At 60.7% G+C, this 20,007-nt stretch carries 20 protein-coding genes; 4 read left to right on the plus strand and 16 right to left on the minus strand.

From position 1 onward, the window contains the following. Window positions 1–14: 14 nt before the first annotated feature. Window positions 15–329, minus strand: a complete 315-nt coding sequence (locus FHT84_RS18855; RefSeq protein WP_112340810.1) for a DUF2849 domain-containing protein — start codon at window positions 327–329, stop codon at window positions 15–17. A 3-nt stretch (window positions 330–332) separates the two neighbouring features. After that, window positions 333–1,769, minus strand: coding sequence for a siroheme synthase CysG (cysG, locus tag FHT84_RS18860; RefSeq protein WP_113249962.1), 1,437 nt, complete (start codon window positions 1,767–1,769; stop codon window positions 333–335). Between the two features lie 292 nt (window positions 1,770–2,061). Here cysG and FHT84_RS18865 point away from each other — a divergent pair, with 292 nt between their 5' ends. Together FHT84_RS18865 and mazG are read left to right on the plus strand one after the other, a co-directional pair. Next, on the plus strand, window positions 2,062–2,649 hold the full coding sequence (locus FHT84_RS18865; RefSeq protein ID WP_113249931.1) for a nucleoside deaminase: 588 nt from the start codon (window positions 2,062–2,064) through the stop codon (window positions 2,647–2,649). A gap of 21 nt (window positions 2,650–2,670) precedes the next feature. After that, complete coding sequence (gene mazG / locus FHT84_RS18870; RefSeq protein WP_113249930.1) at window positions 2,671–3,519, plus strand: nucleoside triphosphate pyrophosphohydrolase; 849 nt, start codon at window positions 2,671–2,673, stop codon at window positions 3,517–3,519. Between the two features lie 6 nt (window positions 3,520–3,525). Here the strand turns inward: mazG and hflX are convergent, their stop codons facing one another. From hflX to dusB, 8 genes are all read right to left on the minus strand, one after another. Then, complete coding sequence (gene hflX, locus FHT84_RS18875; protein ID WP_113249929.1) at window positions 3,526–4,860, minus strand: GTPase HflX; 1,335 nt, start codon at window positions 4,858–4,860, stop codon at window positions 3,526–3,528. A gap of 78 nt (window positions 4,861–4,938) precedes the next feature. Further along, on the minus strand, window positions 4,939–5,181 hold the full coding sequence (gene hfq, locus FHT84_RS18880) for an RNA chaperone Hfq (RefSeq protein ID WP_003539403.1): 243 nt from the start codon (window positions 5,179–5,181) through the stop codon (window positions 4,939–4,941). Between the two features lie 107 nt (window positions 5,182–5,288). Further along, window positions 5,289–6,152, minus strand: a complete 864-nt coding sequence (locus FHT84_RS18885; protein ID WP_113249928.1) for a D-amino-acid transaminase — start codon at window positions 6,150–6,152, stop codon at window positions 5,289–5,291. Between the two features lie 49 nt (window positions 6,153–6,201). Beyond that, a complete protein-coding gene (locus FHT84_RS18890) occupies window positions 6,202–7,566 on the minus strand; it encodes a sigma-54 dependent transcriptional regulator (protein WP_112340815.1) in 1,365 nt (454 codons plus the stop codon). Continuing rightward, window positions 7,556–9,829 carry a PAS domain-containing sensor histidine kinase gene (locus tag FHT84_RS18895; protein WP_183763461.1) on the minus strand — a complete coding sequence of 758 codons (2,274 nt, stop codon included), beginning with the start codon at window positions 9,827–9,829 and terminating at the stop codon, window positions 7,556–7,558. Before FHT84_RS18895 ends, FHT84_RS18890 begins: the two co-directional genes overlap by 11 nt. A gap of 285 nt (window positions 9,830–10,114) precedes the next feature. Continuing rightward, entirely contained in the window at window positions 10,115–11,566 is a 1,452-nt protein-coding gene (ntrC, locus tag FHT84_RS18900) for a nitrogen regulation protein NR(I) (protein ID WP_112340817.1), read from the minus strand. Further along, window positions 11,563–12,720, minus strand: coding sequence for a nitrogen regulation protein NR(II) (locus FHT84_RS18905; RefSeq protein WP_113249926.1), 1,158 nt, complete (start codon window positions 12,718–12,720; stop codon window positions 11,563–11,565). The genes ntrC and FHT84_RS18905 overlap by 4 nt, the downstream gene beginning before the upstream one ends. Next, window positions 12,717–13,742 carry a tRNA dihydrouridine synthase DusB gene (gene dusB, locus FHT84_RS18910; protein WP_183763464.1) on the minus strand — a complete coding sequence of 342 codons (1,026 nt, stop codon included), beginning with the start codon at window positions 13,740–13,742 and terminating at the stop codon, window positions 12,717–12,719. The genes FHT84_RS18905 and dusB overlap by 4 nt, the downstream gene beginning before the upstream one ends. Before the next feature lie 223 nt (window positions 13,743–13,965). Between dusB and FHT84_RS18915 the strand changes: the two genes are divergently transcribed. Beyond that, window positions 13,966–15,186 (plus strand): bifunctional 2-C-methyl-D-erythritol 4-phosphate cytidylyltransferase/2-C-methyl-D-erythritol 2,4-cyclodiphosphate synthase, encoded by a 1,221-nt coding sequence (locus FHT84_RS18915; protein ID WP_113249961.1) that lies wholly within the window; start codon window positions 13,966–13,968, stop codon window positions 15,184–15,186. Then, window positions 15,183–15,680: a CinA family protein gene (locus FHT84_RS18920; protein ID WP_113249960.1), complete on the plus strand. Its 498-nt coding sequence runs from the start codon at window positions 15,183–15,185 to the stop codon at window positions 15,678–15,680. Before FHT84_RS18915 ends, FHT84_RS18920 begins: the two co-directional genes overlap by 4 nt. Window positions 15,681–15,692: 12 nt before the next feature. On the opposite strand, the gene FHT84_RS18925 is transcribed toward FHT84_RS18920, so the two are convergent. The 6 genes from FHT84_RS18925 to lpdA all read right to left on the minus strand — a co-directional run bounded on the left by FHT84_RS18925 (window position 15,693) and on the right by lpdA (window position 19,978). Next, a complete protein-coding gene (locus FHT84_RS18925) occupies window positions 15,693–16,139 on the minus strand; it encodes a type II toxin-antitoxin system RatA family toxin (protein WP_113249924.1) in 447 nt (148 codons plus the stop codon). 9 nt (window positions 16,140–16,148) lie between these two features. After that, complete coding sequence (locus tag FHT84_RS18930; protein ID WP_113249923.1) at window positions 16,149–16,742, minus strand: AAA family ATPase; 594 nt, start codon at window positions 16,740–16,742, stop codon at window positions 16,149–16,151. Window positions 16,743–16,896: 154 nt separating this feature from the next. Then, window positions 16,897–17,868 (minus strand): lipoyl synthase, encoded by a 972-nt coding sequence (gene lipA / locus FHT84_RS18935; RefSeq protein ID WP_095434823.1) that lies wholly within the window; start codon window positions 17,866–17,868, stop codon window positions 16,897–16,899. Between the two features lie 36 nt (window positions 17,869–17,904). Continuing rightward, entirely contained in the window at window positions 17,905–18,153 is a 249-nt protein-coding gene (locus tag FHT84_RS18940; protein ID WP_092715509.1) for a GlsB/YeaQ/YmgE family stress response membrane protein, read from the minus strand. A 69-nt stretch (window positions 18,154–18,222) separates the two neighbouring features. Then, a complete protein-coding gene (locus tag FHT84_RS18945) occupies window positions 18,223–18,477 on the minus strand; it encodes a GlsB/YeaQ/YmgE family stress response membrane protein (RefSeq protein WP_112340824.1) in 255 nt (84 codons plus the stop codon). Between the two features lie 55 nt (window positions 18,478–18,532). Continuing rightward, window positions 18,533–19,978: a dihydrolipoyl dehydrogenase gene (lpdA, locus tag FHT84_RS18950; protein WP_113249922.1), complete on the minus strand. Its 1,446-nt coding sequence runs from the start codon at window positions 19,976–19,978 to the stop codon at window positions 18,533–18,535. Between the last annotated feature and the right edge of the window lie 29 nt (window positions 19,979–20,007).

The following is a 20,007-nucleotide window of genomic DNA, read 5'->3' on the forward strand; positions in this document are numbered from 1 at the left end:
TTCCTCGGGACTTCTCAGACTGCAATGAAATCGGGATCGGCCGCGGCATAGCCCGGCGCATATTCCATGGTGGGGCCTTCGGCGCGGATGCGCTCGCGCAGGCGCAGCGGCCAAAGCTTGCCGTCCGTTTCCTGCACGTCGATGAGATTGACGTCGACGACCTTGTTGTCGGCATAGGCCTGCTTGCCGATCGCTTCCAGTGCGGCTTCCGCTTCCGCATGGCGTGCGACCAGCGCCTCCTGCAGCGATGTCACCCATTCACCATTTGCGTTCAGCCAGACGGCGACGCCATCGGTAAGCCGGTTTGCGGTCAGAACCTTGTCGACCATCAATCAGTTCCTTGCATAGTCTTGAGCAGCGGTCTCGCGACGGACCAGCGGCTCGGATTGCTCAAAATTCGCACCGGCGACGGCATCGCCAATGATAACCATGACAGGCCCGTTCAACTCGTCGAGGTGCTCGAGATCCGGCAGATCCCGCAGAACGCCATGCATCAGGCGGCGATCGCGCCGGCTCGCATTCTCGATAATGGCAACGGTCGTCTCCGGCGGCAGGCCGGCCTGCATCAGGCGGCCGGCGACGGAAGCAGCAACCGTGCGTCCCATATACACGGCAATCGTGGCGCCGGATACGGCCAAGCTCGCCCAATCGGGCAGCACATCGCCTGTGAGATCGTGACCTGTCGTGAAGACCAGCGATGAAGCAACGCCGCGCAGCGTCAGCGGCAACTCGAAATCGGCAGCGGCGGCAAAGGCCGAGGTGATGCCCGGAACGATTTCATAGCCGATACCGGCGGCGCGCAGAGCCGCCATTTCCTCGCCGGCGCGGCCGTAAACCAGCGGATCGCCCGACTTCAACCGCACCACACGCTTGCCTTCACGACCGAGCTGCACCAGCAAATCGTTGATCTCTTCCTGCGACTTGCTGTGGCATCCCTTGCGCTTGCCGACCGACAGGCGCTCGGCATCGCGGCGGCCCATATCGACGATCGCCTGCGGCACCAACGCATCATAGACGATGACATCGGCTTCCATCATGACGCGCTGTGCGCGCAGTGTCAGCAGATCTTCCGCGCCGGGGCCGGCGCCGACCAGCCAGATGCGGCCCTCGACGTCGCGCGACGACTGCAGCAGCTCATCGGCTGCCTGCTCCGCCTGCAAGATATGGCCGGCATTGACGGCGTCAGCAACGGATCCGGAGAAGAACTGCCGCCAGAAGACGCGACGCGCAACGCCGCGCGCAACAAGGCGCTCGACCGGCTTGCGGTAGCGCGTCGCAAGCTCGGCAAGCTTGCCGAGCGACGGCGACAACATCTGGTCGATCTGGGCGCGGATCATCTGTGCCAGCACCGGACCGGCGCCTTCGGTGCCGATGGCAACGGCCACGGGAGCGCGATTGACCAGCGCCGGTGTATAGAAATCGCAATAGTCAGGCTGGTCGACGGCGTTTGCCGGAATTCGCTCGGCGCGGGCAGCATCGACGATCGCGCGATCCGCTGCGGCGTCGCCGGTGGCGGCAAAGACCAAGGTCGCCCCCTTGACCTGATCGGGTGAAAAATCGTCGCGTACGGTTTCGATGCGGTTGGCGATCAGGAAGGCATGATAATCAGCTTCGGGCGCCGGCGCACAGGCGACGATCCGGGCTTGCGTGTTCAGGAGCAGCCGTACCTTGGCGAAGGCTTCGTCGCCATTGCCGAAAACAGCCGCTACCCTTCCCTCCACGCGGAAGAAGGCGGGAAACACCGAAAGCTGTTCAGTCCTGGGAGGCATCATTATTCCACTTCGAGATTTGGCGAATATCGCCCCTGCTGCCAAGAGATTGAAGAAACAGAAATTCTAATGCCCATGCGTGCGCGTATTCTTTTGCTCGACATGACAAGGATTTGAGCAAAACTCACCAGACGAGCAGATCGGGATAAATATAGGAAATCTATAGACTTTTATGATTGACTACCGCCTGCGGCGATTTTATTGCCTGTGACAAACCTGGTCCATACGTCATTTGCGCATTCCGCCGCTTGCGCAATCCCGATAGACTGGCTCAAAACTCCGGAGCAGATCCTTGGCCGACAACAGCATCGCAGCCCGCCTTCTCGATGTCGTGGAGCACGACATCCTGCCCCTGACCAGCAAGGGCGTGGCCGCCGGCAACAAGGTCTTCGGCGCCGCTATCCTGCGCAAATCGGACCTTTCGCTCGTCATCGCGGAAACCAACAATGAATTGGAGAACCCGCTGTGGCATGGCGAGGTTCATACCCTCAAGCGCTTTTATGAACTCGGCGAAAAGCCCGCGACCAAGGATCTGATCTTCCTGTCCACCCACGAGCCGTGCACCATGTGCATGTCGGCGATTACCTGGGCCGGCTTCGACAATTTCTACTACTTCTTCAGCCATGAGGATTCCCGTGACGCCTTCGCGATCCCGCACGATCTCAGGATCCTGAAGGAAGTCTTCGGCCTGGAGCCGGGTGGCTATCGCCGCCAAAATGCATTCTGGAACAGCTTTGCCATTTCCGACCTCGTGGAGACGGAAGCCGATGCGCGTAAGGCCGAGCTGAAGGACCGGACGGCGCGCATCAAGCAGGCCTATGCCGGTCTCTCCGACAACTACCAGGCATCGAAGAACAGCAACGACATCCCGCTGAATTGACAGAGTAAAACCGAGGCAACGATGGAAGCATCGCGAGACATAAACCGCCTGATCGACATCATGGCGGCGCTGCGAAATCCCGAGAGCGGCTGCCCCTGGGACATCGTTCAGACCTTTGAGACCATCAAGCCCTATACGATCGAAGAGGCCTATGAGGTCGCGGATGCGATCGAACGCAAGGATACGGACGATCTCTGCGACGAGCTCGGCGATCTGCTGCTGCAGGTCGTTTTCCATGCGCGGATCGCCGAAGAGGCGGGAGCGTTTTCCTTCGGTGATGTCGTGCACGCCATCACCCGCAAGATGATCCGCCGCCATCCGCATGTCTTTGCTGTCTCCGATGCCAAGACCGAGGATGCGGTGACGCTGCAGTGGGACCGGATCAAGGCCGAGGAGAAGCGCGAACGAGCCGAACGGCGGGCGAAGAGCGGCATCACCGAAGATTTCAAGGCCGGCTTCCTAGGCTCGGTGCAGCGAACGTTCCCTGCCCTGACAGAAGCCTTGAAACTGCAGGAACGGGCCGCAAAAGTCGGTTTCGACTGGTCGGCGCCGGAGCCGATCCTCGACAAGGTCGAGGAGGAGATCGGCGAATTGCGGGCAGCGCTTGCAAGCGGCGACAAGGGCAAGGTCAGCGACGAACTCGGCGACCTGATCTTCGCCGTCGTCAATCTCGGCCGGCATGTGAAGGCCGATCCGGAGCAGGCCCTGCGCGGCACGAACACCAAGTTCCGCCGCCGCTTCCATCATATCGAAACGACGCTCGAGGCTGAGGGCGAGACGCTGGAAGACGCCTCGCTGGAGCGGATGGAAGAGATATGGCAGTCGGCAAAAGCCATCGAGCGGCAGCTAGCCGGAGTCAAAACGGCGTAAAAACGCTTATTCCCAGTCTTCGCGCTGCGGCTTCGGGCCGTTGCCCATGCGCCGCTCCAGTTCGGCCGCCTCGGTCTCGGTCAGGCGGACGTCGAGCGTTACCGTGCCATCCTCATTGTCTTCGCGACTGTCGACGACGGCATGATTGTAAAGCCAGGGCAGCAGCGCCAGCTTTTCGACGGGCAAGGTGATCGTCGTTTCCGTCAGCACGCCGGAAAGGCGCCGGCTGATTTCGCCCATCAGACGATCGACGCCCTCGCCTGTTATCGCCGAAACGGCAATGACGTTTTCCGCGGTTGACGCCTTCTGGACGATGGCGTCATGCGCTTCCGGCTCCAGCCGGTCGATCTTGTTCCAGACCTCGAGGATGCGCTCGGCGCCTTCGGCTTCGCCGATGCCGAGATCGCCGAGAATGCGCATGACGTCAGCGCTCTGGGCTTGATTGTCGTCATCGGAGAGATCGCGAACATGCAGGATCAGATCGGCTTCCAGCACCTCTTCCAGCGTCGCGCGGAATGCGGCCACCAGGTGGGTCGGCAGGTCGGAAATAAAGCCGACGGTATCGGAGAGAATGACGGTACGGCCATGCGGCAGCTTCATGCGGCGCAGCGTCGGGTCGAGCGTCGCAAACAGCATGTCTTCAGCCAGAACGCCGGCACCGGTAATGCGGTTGAACAGCGTCGACTTGCCGGCATTGGTATAGCCGACGAGAGCCACGATCGGATGCGGCACCTTCCGGCGTTTGGCGCGATGAAGCTGGCGTGTGCGGACCACCTGCTCCAGCTCGCGCTCCAGCCGGATGATCCGCTCCTGCAGCATTCGCCGGTCGGCTTCGATCTGGGTTTCACCCGGGCCGCCCATGAAGCCGGCACCGCCGCGCTGACGTTCAAGGTGGGTCCAGCTGCGAACCAACCGGCCTTTCTGATAGTTCAGATGCGCCAGCTCGACCTGCAGCGTGCCTTCCTTGGTGGAGGCGCGGCGGCCGAAGATTTCGAGAATGAGGCCGGTGCGGTCGATGACCTTGGCGTTCCATGCCTTTTCGAGATTGCGCTGCTGTACCGGCGTCAACGGATGATCGACGATGACGAGGCCGGCGTTGAACTCGTCGAGCAGCGCGAGAATTTCCTCGATCTTGCCAGTCCCGAGCAGCGTTGCCGGCCGCGGATCGTTGATCGGCACGATGGAACCGTTGACCACGTCGAGATCGATCGCCAAGGCGAGGCCTTTGGCCTCTTCCAGCCGGCTCTCGGGCGGGCGCGAGACGGAATTAGCGCTGTCGGCTTGAGCGGAACGCGCGGCACGCGCCTGTTTCAAAACAGGCACGACGACAACAGCGCGCATATCATCCCGGTGTTTTACGGTCTCCGGGATGAGAGAATCATTTTTGGTATCGCGTGTCGTGATTGTAGATAGTCCTGTTTAGGATGCGGCTTCTTCGCTCTCGAACATCTGCATCGGCTGACCCGGCATGATCGTCGAGATCGCATGCTTGTAGACGAGCTGCGAATGGCCATCGCGACGGAGCAGGACGCAGAAATTGTCGAACGAGGTTACGACACCTGTGAGCTTCACGCCGTTAATCAAGAAAATCGTGAGTGAAATCTTTTGCTTGCGAACAGTATTGAGAAACAAGTCCTGCAAGTTTTGAGAACGTTCCGCCATCGCGCCGCTTCTTTCTTTTTTGCCGACCCAGGTCGGTTGAATGTCATGATATACAGAGGTCCCGGACAGGAGATACCCTCATTTTCTCCCTCCAGCGAATGTTGGTATCAAATCGCAGTCTTTTCCGCAACGTCGAAAAAGGCTTCACGAATTTTCTGTGACATGCTGCCCGGATGACCATTGGCAATGGGCTCGCCGTCGATAGAAACGACCGGAAAACATATACTTGTCGCCGCGGTGATGAAGACTTCTCGGGCCTTCATCATCTCCTCGACCGAGAAGAACCGCTCGACGATCGCCACCTCAAGTTTCGCTGCGACGTCCATCAGAGTCGTACGGGTGATGCCGCGCAGGATGCCATGCTCGGCTGGGCGAGTGACGAGATTGCCATCATGATCGACGATCCAGACGTTGGTCGCAGCCCCTTCCTTCACCATGCCGTTGTGGTCGATATAGATCGCCTCCTGGGCGCCGGCCTCCTTGGCTTGCTGGCGGGCCATGGCATTCGGAAGCAAGCCCACAGACTTGATGTCGACCCGGTCCCAGCGATTGTCACGGACGGTGATCGCCTTGATGCCATTGGCGTTCTTCTTGGCGATCACGGACTGATCGGTGCTCTTGGCGGTCACGACGATCGAGGACGGCGTGCCGGCCGGCGGGAAGACGTGATCTCGACGGGCGACACCGCGCGTCACCTGCAGATAGAACAGGCCATTGCGGACATGGTTGCGGCGTAGCGTCTCGCGAATCACCAGGATCAATGCCTGGCGCGTCATCGGCCAGGCGATGCGCAATTCGCCCAGCGAACGGTTGAGGCGGTCAAGATGGCGCGTCAGGTCGACGATCACGCCATGACGGACCTCGCAAACCTCGTAGACACCATCTGCAAACTGGTAGCCGCGATCCTCGATATGCACCATGGCATCGCTGTGCTTGACGTAGCGACCGTTGACATAAGCTATTCTCGGCATGGAAGCCCCTGATCCGAATTCTGAGATGTTTGAAATGTCGAGCGACTGATCAGACGCCCAACGACTTCAGTTTTCGATGCAGCGCCGAGCGCTCCATGCCGACAAATTCCGCCGTACGCGAGATATTGCCGCCGAAGCGGTTGATCTGAGCGATGAGGTAATCGCGCTCGAACATCTCGCGGGCTTCGCGCAGCGGCAATGTCATGATGTGATAATCGTTCTTGGCGGAGACCTTCGGCAGCATGTCGCCGAGGTCGGTCGGCAGCATTTCCGCCGTGATCGGCGTTTCCGCACCGTCCGAGCGTGCGAGGATCATCAGCCGCTCGATATTGTTGCGCAGCTGGCGGATGTTGCCCGGCCAGTCATGGGCCTGCAGCACGGCCATGGCATCGTCACCGATCCGGCGCGGACGGATGCCGGCCTGCTCGGATATCTGGCGCATCAGCTGATCGACCAGGAAGGGAACGTCCTCGCGGCGTTCGGCAAGGGCAGGCACACGCACGGGCACGACAGCCAGACGGTGATAGAGATCCTCGCGGAACAGGCCCTCGGCGATGCGGCTCTCGAGATTATAGGCCGTGGACGAGATGATGCGGACGTCCACCTTGACGCGCTTGGAGCCGCCGACGCGCTCGAACTGCTGATCGACGAGCACGCGCAGGATCTTGTTCTGCGTCTCGCGCGGCATTTCGCCGACTTCATCGAGATAGAGAATGCCGCGATGGGCCTCTTCCAGGGCGCCGATCTTGCGCGCCTGCCCCGGCGAGCCTTCGGTGCCGAAGAGAGCGATTTCCATGCGCTCCGGTGTGATCGTCGCGGCATTCAGCGCCACGAAGGGACCATTCGCGCGGGTCGATTTCTTGTGGATCATCCGCGCGACGAGCTCCTTGCCGGAGCCCGACGGGCCGAAGATCATGACGCGGCTGTTGGTGGGCGATACCTTGTCGATCGTCTGGCGCAGCTGCGAAACGGCAACCGAGGTGCCGATAAGCTCCACGGCGTCGCCGGTGCGGCGCTTCAACTCGGAGACCTCACGCTTCAGCTTGGAATTTTCGAGCGCGCGCTCGGCAATCAGGATCAGACGATCGGCCTTGAACGGCTTTTCGATGAAATCGAAGGCGCCGCGCTTGATGGCGGAGACGGCCGTTTCGATATTGCCGTGACCGGAGATCATGACAACAGGCAGTTCCGGATGGCGCGCCTTGATTTCGTCGAGCAGCGCAAGACCATCGAGCTTGCTGCCCTGCATCCATATATCGAGGAAGATCAGCCGCGGCGCGCGATCGGAAATCGCGGCGAGCGCGCTGTCGCTGTCGTGTGCCGTGCGGGTTTCGTGCCCTTCATCGGAGAGAATTCCCGAAACGATTTCGCGAATGTCTTCCTCGTCATCCACTACGAGAATGTCAGATGCCATAAACGCTTTCCTTGTCACTTGCTGTGTGGGCGACGGTGGCCTGCTCACGGCGCGGCAGATGCACGCGGATCATGGCTCCCCTGCCCTGGTCGAAATCGGCCGGCGCGTCGTGGAGTTCGATCTGCCCGCCATGGTCTTCAATGATCTTCTTGACGATGGCGAGACCGAGGCCCGTGCCTTTCTCGCGCATGGTCATATAGGGTTCGAGAATGCTGTGCCGGTTTTCCACCGGCAGGCCGCGGCCATTGTCGATGACATCGACGGTGAAGCGATCCCGCTCCGGATCGAGCGACGAACGCACCAGGACCTTCGGCTGCTCGCGCGCCTGATCGCTCGGCACGCCTTCGATCGCCTCGACGGCGTTCTTGATGAGATTGCCGAAGGCCTGACCGAGCATTCGCGCATCGAACATGCCCTCCAGCCGTTCGTCGCCCAGCTCACGCTCGAACTGGACATGTGTATTGCCCATTTCGCGCAGGAACACGGCGTCGCGCAGAATATCGCGCAGATCGGTCGGCTCCATGGTCGGCTTCGGCATACGGGCGAAGGAGGAGAACTCGTCGACCATGCGGCCGATATCGCCCACCTGCCGGATGATCGTATCCGTGCACTGGTCGAAAATCGGACGGTCCGCATCGGCGATATTCTTGCCGAAGCGGCGGCGGATGCGCTCGGCAGACAGCTGGATCGGCGTCAGCGGATTCTTGATCTCATGCGCAATGCGGCGCGCAACGTCTGCCCAGGCGGTCGAGCGCTGCGCAATCACCAGATCGGTGATGTCGTCCAGCGTGATGACATAGGATTCGTTGGCATCGCGTGATTCCTCGCGCGTCACCTGGACGCTGAGCGTGCGCACCGTTCCGCCGCGAACGAGGCTGATCTGCTTGCGGAAATCGCTGCGATGGCGCGTCGTCGCCTCAGTCACGACTTGGTCGACCTCGGGGGCGATTTCCGACAGGTTCTTGCCGATCAGCTCGTCGCTCTTGAGCGTCAGCAGGTCTTCAGCCGAAGTATTGACGATGGTGATGCGCCGGTCATGCTCGACACCGATCACAGCCGCCGTCACACCCGACAGAACGGCCTCGATGAAGCGGCGGCGGTCGTCCACCTCGTCCTTCGCTTCAAGGATTTCATCGCGCTGGGTGCGAATTTCCGAGATCATCTTATTAAAGGTGCGCGACAGGCTGCCGACGTCGCCATCTGCAGATCGCACCGGCACCAGCACGTTCATATTGCCCGAGGCGACATTGTCCGCAGCACTGATGAGGAGGCGAATCGGCCTGACGATACGGTCGGCGATCGCAATCGCGGTCCAGATCGCGGCCAGCAGCACGATGAGCGCGAAGCCGATGTAAAGAACGGCGAAGGCGATCTGGAGCGACATGCGCCCTGCTTCCATCGCCTTGTATTCGACGGTGTTGTCCTCGACCATGCGCATGGCGTTCATGACGCGCGGGTCGACGGCACGCACTGTGTACAGGAACGAGCCGGGGATTTCATCAAGCTTGATGACTGCGCCGACAAGGTTGGTCACCCCTGGCGGAATGAGCGTCGGCTGGCCGTTGGCGGAGGAATCGAGCGCATCCTTCGGAATGGCCGGCAGCGGCCGTTCGGTCTTGATCTCGGCCTGGACGATGGCACTGCCGTCGCGGCGCACGAGGAAGGCGCCCAGCAAGCCGCGCCCACGTGCCTGCCGGGTCATCAAATCGGCGAAGCCGGTGCGGTCGAGATTGAACAGCGAGCGATTGCGCTCCAGATCGTTCGCCATCGACACAGTCTGGCCCTGCAGATAGCTCGCATTCTCCATCAGATAGGCTTGCGCGACGTTCTGCGAGGAACTGATGATCTGCTGCGTGCGAACGCCGAACCAGCGGTCGAGGCCGACATTGAGCGTCAGGCTCGCGACGATGGCGACGAGAATGGCCGGCGTGATCGCCACGATCGAGAAAAGAACGACGATGCGAATATGGAGTCGAGCCGCGGCGCGGCCACGGCTGCGCGCCTTCATCAGCCGCGCGACTTCGCGGGCGATCAGCGCAATCAGTCCCAACACGAAGAGACCGTTGATCACGACCGAGGTGAAGACGACCGACGGTGTCGGGGCGATCGGCGTCAACCCAAGCAGCATCAGCAGGGTCGCAATGGCGCATAGAAGCGCCCCACCAGCCAGGATGAGACCCGGCAGGGCAAAGGAAGCACGGCGGTCCATCACCTTGACAACCGCCTCGTCGCTCGCCGCCGGCGACACCGCGTCCTGCATCATTCCCATCAATCTCCACGCCCGAGCGACGATCGACGCCCTGGTCAAAATCGCACCGCCGCTTATTTGGCATTTGCGTGCGCGACAGGCAGAGGCGGGAACTGTCGTTCTGTTTCGCATAGGAGCGAAACCTTTACTTCATATCACCCTTGCAACTACCTGAAAAATCTGACGAACTCGTTTTCCGAAGAGCAAGCCAAATGAATCGTCACTGCAAAGACGACGAATCAACTGCGTGACCTTTAAGCAACGCATTGTGGCGAAAATGCAACGCATCTGATCGCATTGTCAAGCCGTTCGGGAGCTTCTGTAAACCGAAACTCCCAGTTCTCTGATCTTTTTACGCAGCGTATTGCGGTTGAGGCCCAAAAGATCGGCGGCTTTGATCTGGTTGCCGCGCGTCGCGGTCAAGGCCGCGAGAATCAGCGGATATTCCATTTCTGTCAGCACGCGGTCGTAAAGGCCGGGCGGCGGCAGATTGTCGCCGAAACCGGCGAAATAGGTCCGCATGTTTTCCTCCACCGCCTGGGCGATGGTCATGGAGCCGGTGCGGACCGGGCCTTTTTCGATCGGGCTGTCGGGCACGTCGGCCCGCAGTTCCGCGTCGATGATTTCCTTGGTGATGACATCCTGCGGATAGAGCGCCATCAGCCGGCGAATGAGGTTTTCCAGCTCGCGAACATTGCCCGGCCAGGGATAGGCCTTCATCAGTTCGAGCGCTTCCTGGTCGAAGCGCTTGGAACCCAGCCCCTCCTTCTCGGCCTGCTGCACGAAATGGCGCACGAGATCCGGAATATCCTCGGCGCGGTCGCGCAGCGGCGGCAGGCGCAGCGGCACGACGTTGAGACGATAATAGAGGTCCTCGCGGAACAGGCCCTGATTGATCGCCTGCTTCAGGTCCTTGTTGGTGGCCGCGACGATGCGGACATCGGTGCGGATCGGCGTGCGGCCGCCGACGGTCGTATATTCGCCCTGCTGCAGCACACGCAGCAGGCGCGTCTGCGCATCCATCGGCATATCGCCGATTTCGTCGAGAAACAACGTACCGCCTTCCGCCTGCTCGAAACGGCCGGTCGAGCGGGTCTGAGCACCGGTGAAAGCGCCCTTCTCATGACCGAACAGTTCGGATTCGATCAGATCGCGCGGGATCGCAGCCATGTTGATGGCAACGAAAGGCCCATTGCGGCGCTTACCGTAATCATGCAGTGCGCGCGCCACCAGCTCCTTGCCGGTGCCGGATTCGCCGGTGATCATCAGCGTGAGATCGGTCTGCATCAGGCGCGCGAGCACGCGATAGATTTCCTGCATCGCTGCTGAACGCCCCACAAGCGGCATGCCGTCCTGCATGTCGTCGTCAAGCTTTGCCGGCTTACGCTTCGGTTCGGACAGGGCACGGCCGACGATCGCGATCAGCTCCGTCAGGTCGAACGGCTTCGGAAGATAGTCGTAAGCGCCCTTCTCGGATGCCTTGATCGCCGTCATGAAGGTGTTCTGCGCACTCATGACCAGAACAGGCAGATCCGGCCTCGCCTTTTTGATACGCGGCAATAGATCGAATGCGTTTTCGTCAGGCATGACGACGTCGGTTACGACGAGGTCGCCTTCGCCGGCCGAGACCCAACGCCAGAGCGTGGCGGCGTTGGATGTAATGCGCACATCGTAACCCGCGCGGCTCAGAGCCTGGTTGAGCACGGTGCGGATGGCCGCATCGTCATCGGCGACAAGGATCGTGGCTGTCATCGAGTAGTCCCTGTAGAGTTCGGAAGGGGGGCATCTTCTGGGGTAATACCCTTGGAGGCGGGCATCAAAACGCGGAAAGTGGTGCGATGGTTCTGGCTGTCGCATTCGACAATGCCGCCATGGTCGCCGATGATCTTGGCGACCAGCGCAAGGCCGAGGCCGGTTCCATTCGTCTTCGTGGTGATGAACGGATCAAAGAGATGCGGCACGAGATCGGCCGGTACGCCCGGGCCGTTGTCGATGACGCAGAATTCCAGCGGCAGCGAGATCTTTTCGCGCGTGCCGGCGACCGAAAGCCGGATGCCGGGGCGATAGGCCGTCGTCAGCATTATCTCGCCATCCTGACGGTCGCCAACCGCTTCAGCGGCATTCTTCACCAGATTGAGGAAGACCTGCACGAGCTGATCCCGGTTCGCGAAGACCGCCGGCAGCGACGGATCGTAATTCTCTGAGATCTTGATGTTGCGGGCAAAGCCCGCCTTGGCGACCGCCTTCACGTGATCGAGCACAGAGTGGATGTTGACGGGGACGCGATCGACGGGCCGCTCGTCGGAGAAAACCTCCATGCGGTCGACCAGCGAAACGATGCGGTCCGTCTCGTCGCAGATGAGGCGCGTCAGCGCGCGATCATCGTCCTCGACCGACTGTTCGAGCAGCTGAGCGGCGCCGCGAATGCCCGACAGCGGGTTCTTGATCTCATGCGCCAGCATGGAGGCAAGGCCGGTGACCGAACGGGCGGCGGCGCGATGCGTCAGCTGCCGGTCGATCTTGTCGGCCATGGAGCGTTCCTGGAACACCACCACGACGGAGCCCGGGTCGCTGGAAACCGGCGCAACATAGATATCCACCAGCTTGTCCTGCCCCAAACGCGGCGAGCTGAGGTCGACACGATACTCGTTGACAGGCGCGCGACGCTCGCGCACCTGATCGATCAGCGCCAGCAAAGGGCTGCCGAAGGGAATGAAGGTTGAAATCTTATAGCGCGACAGATGCGACGCGCTTGCGCCAAAGAAGGCCTCCGCCTCCCAGTTGGCGAAAGCAATCAAGCCGGCCTCGTCGACCATGACGACGGGATTCTGGATCGCGTTGAGAACCGCCATTGCCACGGAGTTGGCCGAGGTGTCACCGGCGCCGGAGCTGGATTTCGAAGTCATGCAGCCTCCTGAACGCATTGGGCAAGATCGGCGCCGGCCTGCAGCGCGGCAAGGAAGGATGCAGCCACCTCGCCGCTCTCTTTCGACGTCATGATTTTCGCCTTGTCGGCACCTGACGTTGCCGGCGCATAACGATCGAGATACCAGGCGAGATGCTTGCGGGCATGGCGAATGCCGACCGCTTCGCCATAGAACTCCAGCATCATGCGATAATGTTCGAGCGCGATCTCGACGATCTCCTGGCGGCTCGGCTCGCGGTGACCGGCCAATACGCCTGCATGCCACGGGCGGCCCTGACAGCCCCGGCCGATCATCACGGCATCGGCACCGGAGCGGCGCAGGATTTCCTCGGCGTCTTCCTCCATTTCGACATCGCCATTGGCGACAAGCGGAATGGTGATGGCATCGCGCACGGCGCGGATCGCATCCCAATCCGCCCTGCCCTCATAGAACTGCATGCGCGTGCGGCCATGAATGGTCACGAGCTGGACACCGGCCTCTTCGGCCCGGCGGGCGATATGAGGCGCGTTGATGGAATTCTCGTCCCAGCCCAGGCGCATCTTGAGTGTCACGGGAATGTTCACCGCCCGGACCGTTGCCTCGATCAATGTCAGCGCATGATCCGGGTCGCGCATCAGCGCCGAGCCGGAATAGCCGCCGATCACCTTCTTGGCGGGACACCCCATATTGATATCGATGATATCGGCGCCATTGTCGGCGGCAATCTTCGCCGCTTCAGCCATCCAGTGGGCCTCGCGACCGGCAAGCTGCACCATATGCGGCTTCAATCCCGCGCTCTTCAAACGCGCCCAGGATTCAGCCGTATCCTGCACGAGCTCGCGGCTAGCGACCATTTCCGTGACGACCAAGCCCGCCCCGTAACGCAATGCGAGCTGCCGGAAAGGAAGATCGGTCACGCCCGACATCGGTGCCAGGATCACACGATTCCGGATAGGCACGGAACCGATGGAAAATGGGGCTGCAAGCTTGGAAGACAGCAAATGATTATCTTTCGGGCACACTATACATCTGCACTATTTTTAGACACGCTTTGAAAGTTTGCCAAGGGGGTTTGAAGAATCCCGATATTTTTTGGGCAGATGCTGGAAAATACTCCGTCGAGGCGATAGACCCTGCTGAAGCAGGGTCCCGTTTGGCGATCTATTTAGCATGTGCTTGTTCAAAAGAAAGCTCCGTGCTTTTCAAGGCCATGCGAGGGACCGAGCCTTTTATCCTTCGGGGGTTATGACGCAAATGCATCCAACGCAACCGTTATCGGTGGGAATCGTGATCGTTGCCGCCGGGCGCGGCGAACGGGCGGGCTCTCCGGAAGAAGGCCCCAAGCAATATCGCCCGATCGGCGGCAGAGCGGTTATTGCGCATACGCTTGAAAAATTCGTGACATGGCGGCTGGCATCGAAGATCGTCATCGTCATCCATCGCGACGATGAAAATCTGCTCCGCTCGGCGCTGGAGCAGGTTGCAGGACTGCCTGATGTCGAGATCGCCTTCGGCGGCGCGACGCGCCAACAATCGGTACTTGCCGGACTGCGTGCGTTGAAAGACAGCGGCGTGACGCATGTGATGATCCACGATGCCGTGCGTCCCTTCTTCGATCATGACCTGCTCGACCGAGTGGCTGCAGCGCTTGCGGATGGCGCACCGGCTGTATTGCCCGCCATGCCTGTCACCGATACGCTGAAGCGCGGCAATGCAGAAGGACTGGTCGTCGAAACCGTCTCCCGCGCCGGGCTTCACGCCGCACAGACGCCGCAATCCTTTCGCCTTGCCGATATTCTTGCCGCCCATGAAAAGGCCGATTCCGGCGGCAGGACAGATTTCACCGACGATGCCGCGATCGCGGAATGGCGCGGACTGCAGGTAAAGCTCGTGACCGGCAGCGCCGACAATGTGAAGCTGACGATCAAGAGGGATATTGCCATGGCCGATGAAAAGTTGAGTGCCGGCCTGCTGCCAGACGTGCGCACCGGCAATGGCTACGACGTGCACCAGCTGGAACCCGGCGACGGCGTGACGCTGTGCGGCGTGTTCATTGCGCATGATCAGAAGCTGAAGGGGCATTCAGATGCCGATGTTGCCCTGCATGCCCTGACGGATGCGTTGCTGGCCACCTGCGGCGCCGGCGATATCGGCGATCATTTTCCGCCCTCCGATCCCCAGTGGAAAGGCGCACCATCCCGCATCTTTATCGAACATGCGGCAAAGATCGTGCGCGAACGCGGCGGCACCATTATGAACGCGGATGTCTCGCTGATCGCAGAGGCGCCGAAAGTCGGGCCGCATCGCGACGTGATGCGCGCCAGGCTTTCGGAGTTTCTCGATATCAGCATCGATCGCTGCTCGGTCAAGGCAACGACGAACGAGAAGATCGGCTTTGTCGGCCGCCGCGAAGGCATCGCAGCCATTGCGACGGCGACCGTCGTCTATCGCGGAGGCAAGGCATAATGCATTTTCCCGATGAAGTTATCGCGCTGGCGCAAAGGATCGTGACGGATTTCACGGCAAAAGGCTGGATGGTCGCCACGGCCGAATCCTGCACCGGCGGGCTTATCGCCGGCGCGTTGACGGAAATCCCCGGTTCTTCGGCGGTGGTCGATCGCGGCTTCGTCACCTATACCAATACCGCCAAGATGGAAATGCTCGGCATTCAGGAGCAGACGCTGGCGCAATTCGGCGCCGTATCAAAGGAAACGGCGCTGCAGATGGTGCATGGCGCCCTCTTCCGCTCCCGGGCCGATTTTGCCGTAGCGGTGACCGGTATTGCCGGCCCTGGCGGCGGTTCTGCAGAAAAACCGGTCGGGCTCGTCCACCTCGCCGCCAAGGCGCGGAGCGGTATGCTGATCCATCACGAAATGCGTTACGGCGATATCGGCCGCGACAAGGTCCGGCTCGCCACGTTGAACACCGCGCTGGGGATGCTTGTCGCGCTCAGCCAATAAGGAGGCGCGGCTTCAAGCATATATCTTGCTCGCGCGCGTCTCGAAGGCATCCGTGAACATGCGGAAGGCCCGATCGAACATCGACCCCATCAAAGCGCCGAGAATGCGGCTCTTGAACTCATAGTCGATGAAGAAATCAATGCTGCAACCGCCGTTTTCCGACGGCGTAAAGCGCCAGCGATTGTCGAGATATTTGAAGGGCCCGTCGATATATTTCACATCGATCGCGCGCTCCGCCTTGTTCAACAGCACCTGCGTCGTGAAGGTCTCGCGGATCGCTTTATAGCCAACGGTCATATCGGCAATCAGCAAGATCTTGCCGTCGCGCTCCTTGCGGTTGCGGACCGTGAGCGCATCGCAAAGCGGCAGAAATTCGGGATAGCGCTCCACGTCGGCGACGAGGTCGAACATCTGGTCGGGCGAATGCGGAACAGGGCGATGGGTTTCAAACTGAGGCATGAGCCGCAATTAAGCAGGACGGCCGAGAAGATCAAGGAGCTGACGCATTTCGCCGCGGGATTTCAGCTGCAAAACCGGGACATCAGGGGCGTGCTCGGCAAATCCGGCAAGGACCCTGGGCGTGAATTTTTCCTCAAATGTCCATATGAAGCGCAGGAAATCCCAATCGACTTTCTCTATGCAGCCAGGCGCCATCTCCGGTCGCGTGCGACCCATCCATTTGAGCCAGCGGGAAACGGCGCCCCATATGCATAGCACGCGGGGCATCCGCACCCACATGACCAAATCCGTACGCGGCAGGCGTATGTCGAATGTCGAGGGATTGGTCCCGTCCATGATCCATCGCTCGCCCTGCACCTTGGTGACGATGATGGCGCGCTGCTCCGCCTTGTCGCGCTGAACCCAGCCGGGCAGCCACAAAACATCACGATCGATCGACACATAGGCAAGGCCAAAGCGGGCGGCAATCTTCTGCGACAGGGTCGACTTGCCGCCGCCGGAGCAGCCGATGACGAGGATTCGGTTCGTCTTTTTGATAAGCGCAGCCGCCTCTTCAATATCGACGGCACGCGAAAGCGCCGACGGCGCGATAGTCTGCTCCACGGTCCAGCTCCATGATTGAATCTAAAGCGCCGATACCGGTAACAAACGACGGCGTGTTCCCTAGGCCGCTTCGATGACAAATGAATGACAGAACGAAGAAACCGCGACGCATTCGCCGCGGTTTCTTTTGAAAGTAAATTCAGTCCGGCTGGGCTTATTCGGCAGCCAGCAGCAGCTTCTTTTCGCGGGCAGCACGCAGCCGCTCGAAATCATCGCCGGCATGATGCGACGAGCGTGTTAGCGGGCTGGAAGCGACCATCAGGAAGCCCTTGGTGTAGGCCACGGTTTCGTAGGACTTGAACTCTTCCGGCGTGACGAAGCTCATCACCTGATGATGTTTGCGCGTCGGCTGCAGATACTGGCCGATGGTCAGGAAGTCGACGTCTGCGGTGCGCAGGTCGTCCATCAGCTGCAGCACTTCGTTGCGCTCCTCGCCGAGGCCGACCATGATGCCCGACTTGGTGAACATGGTCGGATCCAGTTCCTTGACCCGCTGCAGCAGGCGAACGGAGTGGAAGTAGCGCGCGCCGGGACGAACCGTCAGGTAATTGCCGGGCACGGTTTCCAGATTGTGGTTGAAGACGTCGGGCTTGGCAGCAACGACACGCTCCAAAGCGCCCGGCTTCTTCAGGAAGTCCGGCGTCAGGATCTCGATCGTGGTCGAGGGCGAAGCGGCGCGGATCGCCCATATCACCTTCTCGAAATGCTCAGCGCCGCCATCTTCCAGATCGTCGCGGTCGACCGAGGTGATAACGACGTGGCTGAGGCCCATCTGCTTGACCGCCTTGGCGACATTTTCCGGCTCCGCCATGTCGAGCGCATTCGGCTTGCCGGTCGCGACATTGCAGAAGGCGCAGGCACGGGTACAGATTTCGCCCATGATCATGAAGGTGGCGTGCTTCTTGTCCCAGCACTCGCCGATATTCGGGCAACCGGCCTCCTCGCAGACCGTGACGAGCTTGTGCTCCTTCACGATCGAACGGGTTTCGGCATAGCCCTTCGATGTCGGCGCCTTCACGCGGATCCAGTCCGGCTTGCGCATGACTTCCGTATCCGGCCGATGCGCCTTTTCCGGGTGTCGCACGCGCTTGGCGTCCGGGTTGATCGTGTCGAGAATGGTGACCATGGAACGTCTACTTTCCGCCGCTTGAAATGCGGCCCTTCATCGCCGAGCGAATTTGGCGAGGAATATCAGAATGCATGCACCGATGAAACCGGTGATGAAAAAGCCAAGCCGGCCGCCGGGAACGCCGACATGCAGAGCGACCAGAAGCCCCGCCGCAACAACCGAGCCGGCAATGCCGAGGATGATGTTCAGGATGATGCCGTAACGTGCATCCATCAGCTTGCCAGCGAGCCAGCCCGCAAGACCGCCGATGATGATCAGACCCAGCCAACCTACGCTTTCCATCAAACCCTCGTTCGGGCGCCCTTCAAGACAGTTCTTCCGGGCGTCGCCTTGCGTCTTAATGATGATGCTCTAGGCGATCAATCTCGCCAACAGCACCACGATGATCGCGCCGACCGTGGCATGGATGATCTCCACGACAAGCGCATTTTCAATACCGAGCGATATCCCGAAATAATGAAACAGGAAACCGCCCACGAAAGCGCCGATCACGCCGCTCACCAGGCAACTGATGAGCCCGCCGCCTCCAACGATCAGGCTCGCAAGGAAACCCGCGACCAGGCCGATGAGAAGAAAGACGATCCAACCTTCCGTCGTGATAGACATGTTGATTTCCTTTCCTGATTTCCACCCCTTGGATAAAGGGCATGGCAGGAAATTATCAAGCGTTCAGCACCCGGCCGTAGGCATCCAGCACGGCTTCCTTCATCGTTTCCGATACGGTCGGATGCGGGAAGATCGTATGCATCAGCTCCTCTTCTGTCGTCTCCAGATTCATGGCGACGACGAAGCCCTGAATGAGTTCGGTCACTTCGGCGCCGACCATATGCGCGCCAAGCAGTTCGCCGGTCTTCTTGTCGAAGATGACCTTGCAGAGACCCTGATCCTCACCGAGCGCGATCGCCTTGCCGTTGGCAACGAAGGCGAAGCGGCCGACGCGGATATCGCGGCCGAGCTCCTTGGCCTTGGCTTCGGTCAGGCCGACGGAAGCGACCTGCGGCTGGCAATAGGTGCAGCCCGGAACCTTGCTCTTGTCAGTCGGATGAACGTTCGGCAGACCGGCGATCTTCTCGATGCAGACGACGCCTTCGTGTTCGGCCTTGTGCGCCAGCATCGGAGGGCCGGCGACATCGCCGATCGCATAGATGCCGGGGACATTGGTCTTGCCGTAGCCGTCGATGACGACGCAGCCGCGATCGGTCTTCACGCCGAGCGCCTCGAGGCCGAGGTTCTCGATATTGCCCTGAACGCCCACGGCCGAGATCATACGGTCGGCAACGATCTGCTGCACCTTGCCGTCTTCGGTTTCGACATGGGCCGTGATGCTGTTGGCAGCCTTATCGACCTTCGTGACCTTCGCCTTGGTGAAGATCTTCAGGCCGCGCTTTTCCAGCTGCTTGCGGGCGATGCCGGAGATTTCGGCATCTTCGACCGGCATGATGGTCGGCATGACTTCGACGACGGTGACGTCGACGCCCATGGAGCGATAGAAGCTTGCGAATTCGATGCCGATCGCACCCGAGCCCATGACGAGCAGCGACTTCGGCAGGAAATCCGGCTTCAGCGCTTCGAAATAGGTCCAGATCAGCTTGCCGTCCGGCTCGATGCCAGGTAGAGCGCGCGGACGGGCGCCGGTCGCGACGATGATGTGCTTGGCGGTATAGGTGCCCTCGCCCTTGACGTTCTTCGGCACCGGATGCTGCGGCTCGACGACCGGCTTGGTCGACTTGCTGACGACGATTTCGCCTGGTTTGGTGATCTTGGCTTCGCCCCAGATCACGTCGACCTTGTTCTTCTTCATCAGGAAACCGACGCCGGTGTTGAGCCGGGCGGAGACGCCGCGCGAGCGGGCAACCACGGCCTTCACATCCGCGCTCACCTTGCCTTCCAGAACGAGACCGTAATCCTTCAGATGGTTGGAATGATCGAGAATTTCGGCCGAACGGAGCAGCGCCTTCGTGGGAATGCAGCCCCAGTTGAGGCAGATGCCGCCCAGGTGCTCGCGCTCGACGATCGCGGTCTTCAGGCCAAGCTGGCCAGCGCGCACGGCAGCGACATAACCGCCCGGACCGGAGCCGATGATAATGACGTCGTAATTCTCAGCCATGTGTTTCCTGCCTTATTGGTGGCGGCGGA

This window comes from Rhizobium sp. BK289 (genome assembly GCF_014193575.1).
Lineage (GTDB): Bacteria > Pseudomonadota > Alphaproteobacteria > Rhizobiales > Rhizobiaceae > Rhizobium > Rhizobium tropici_C.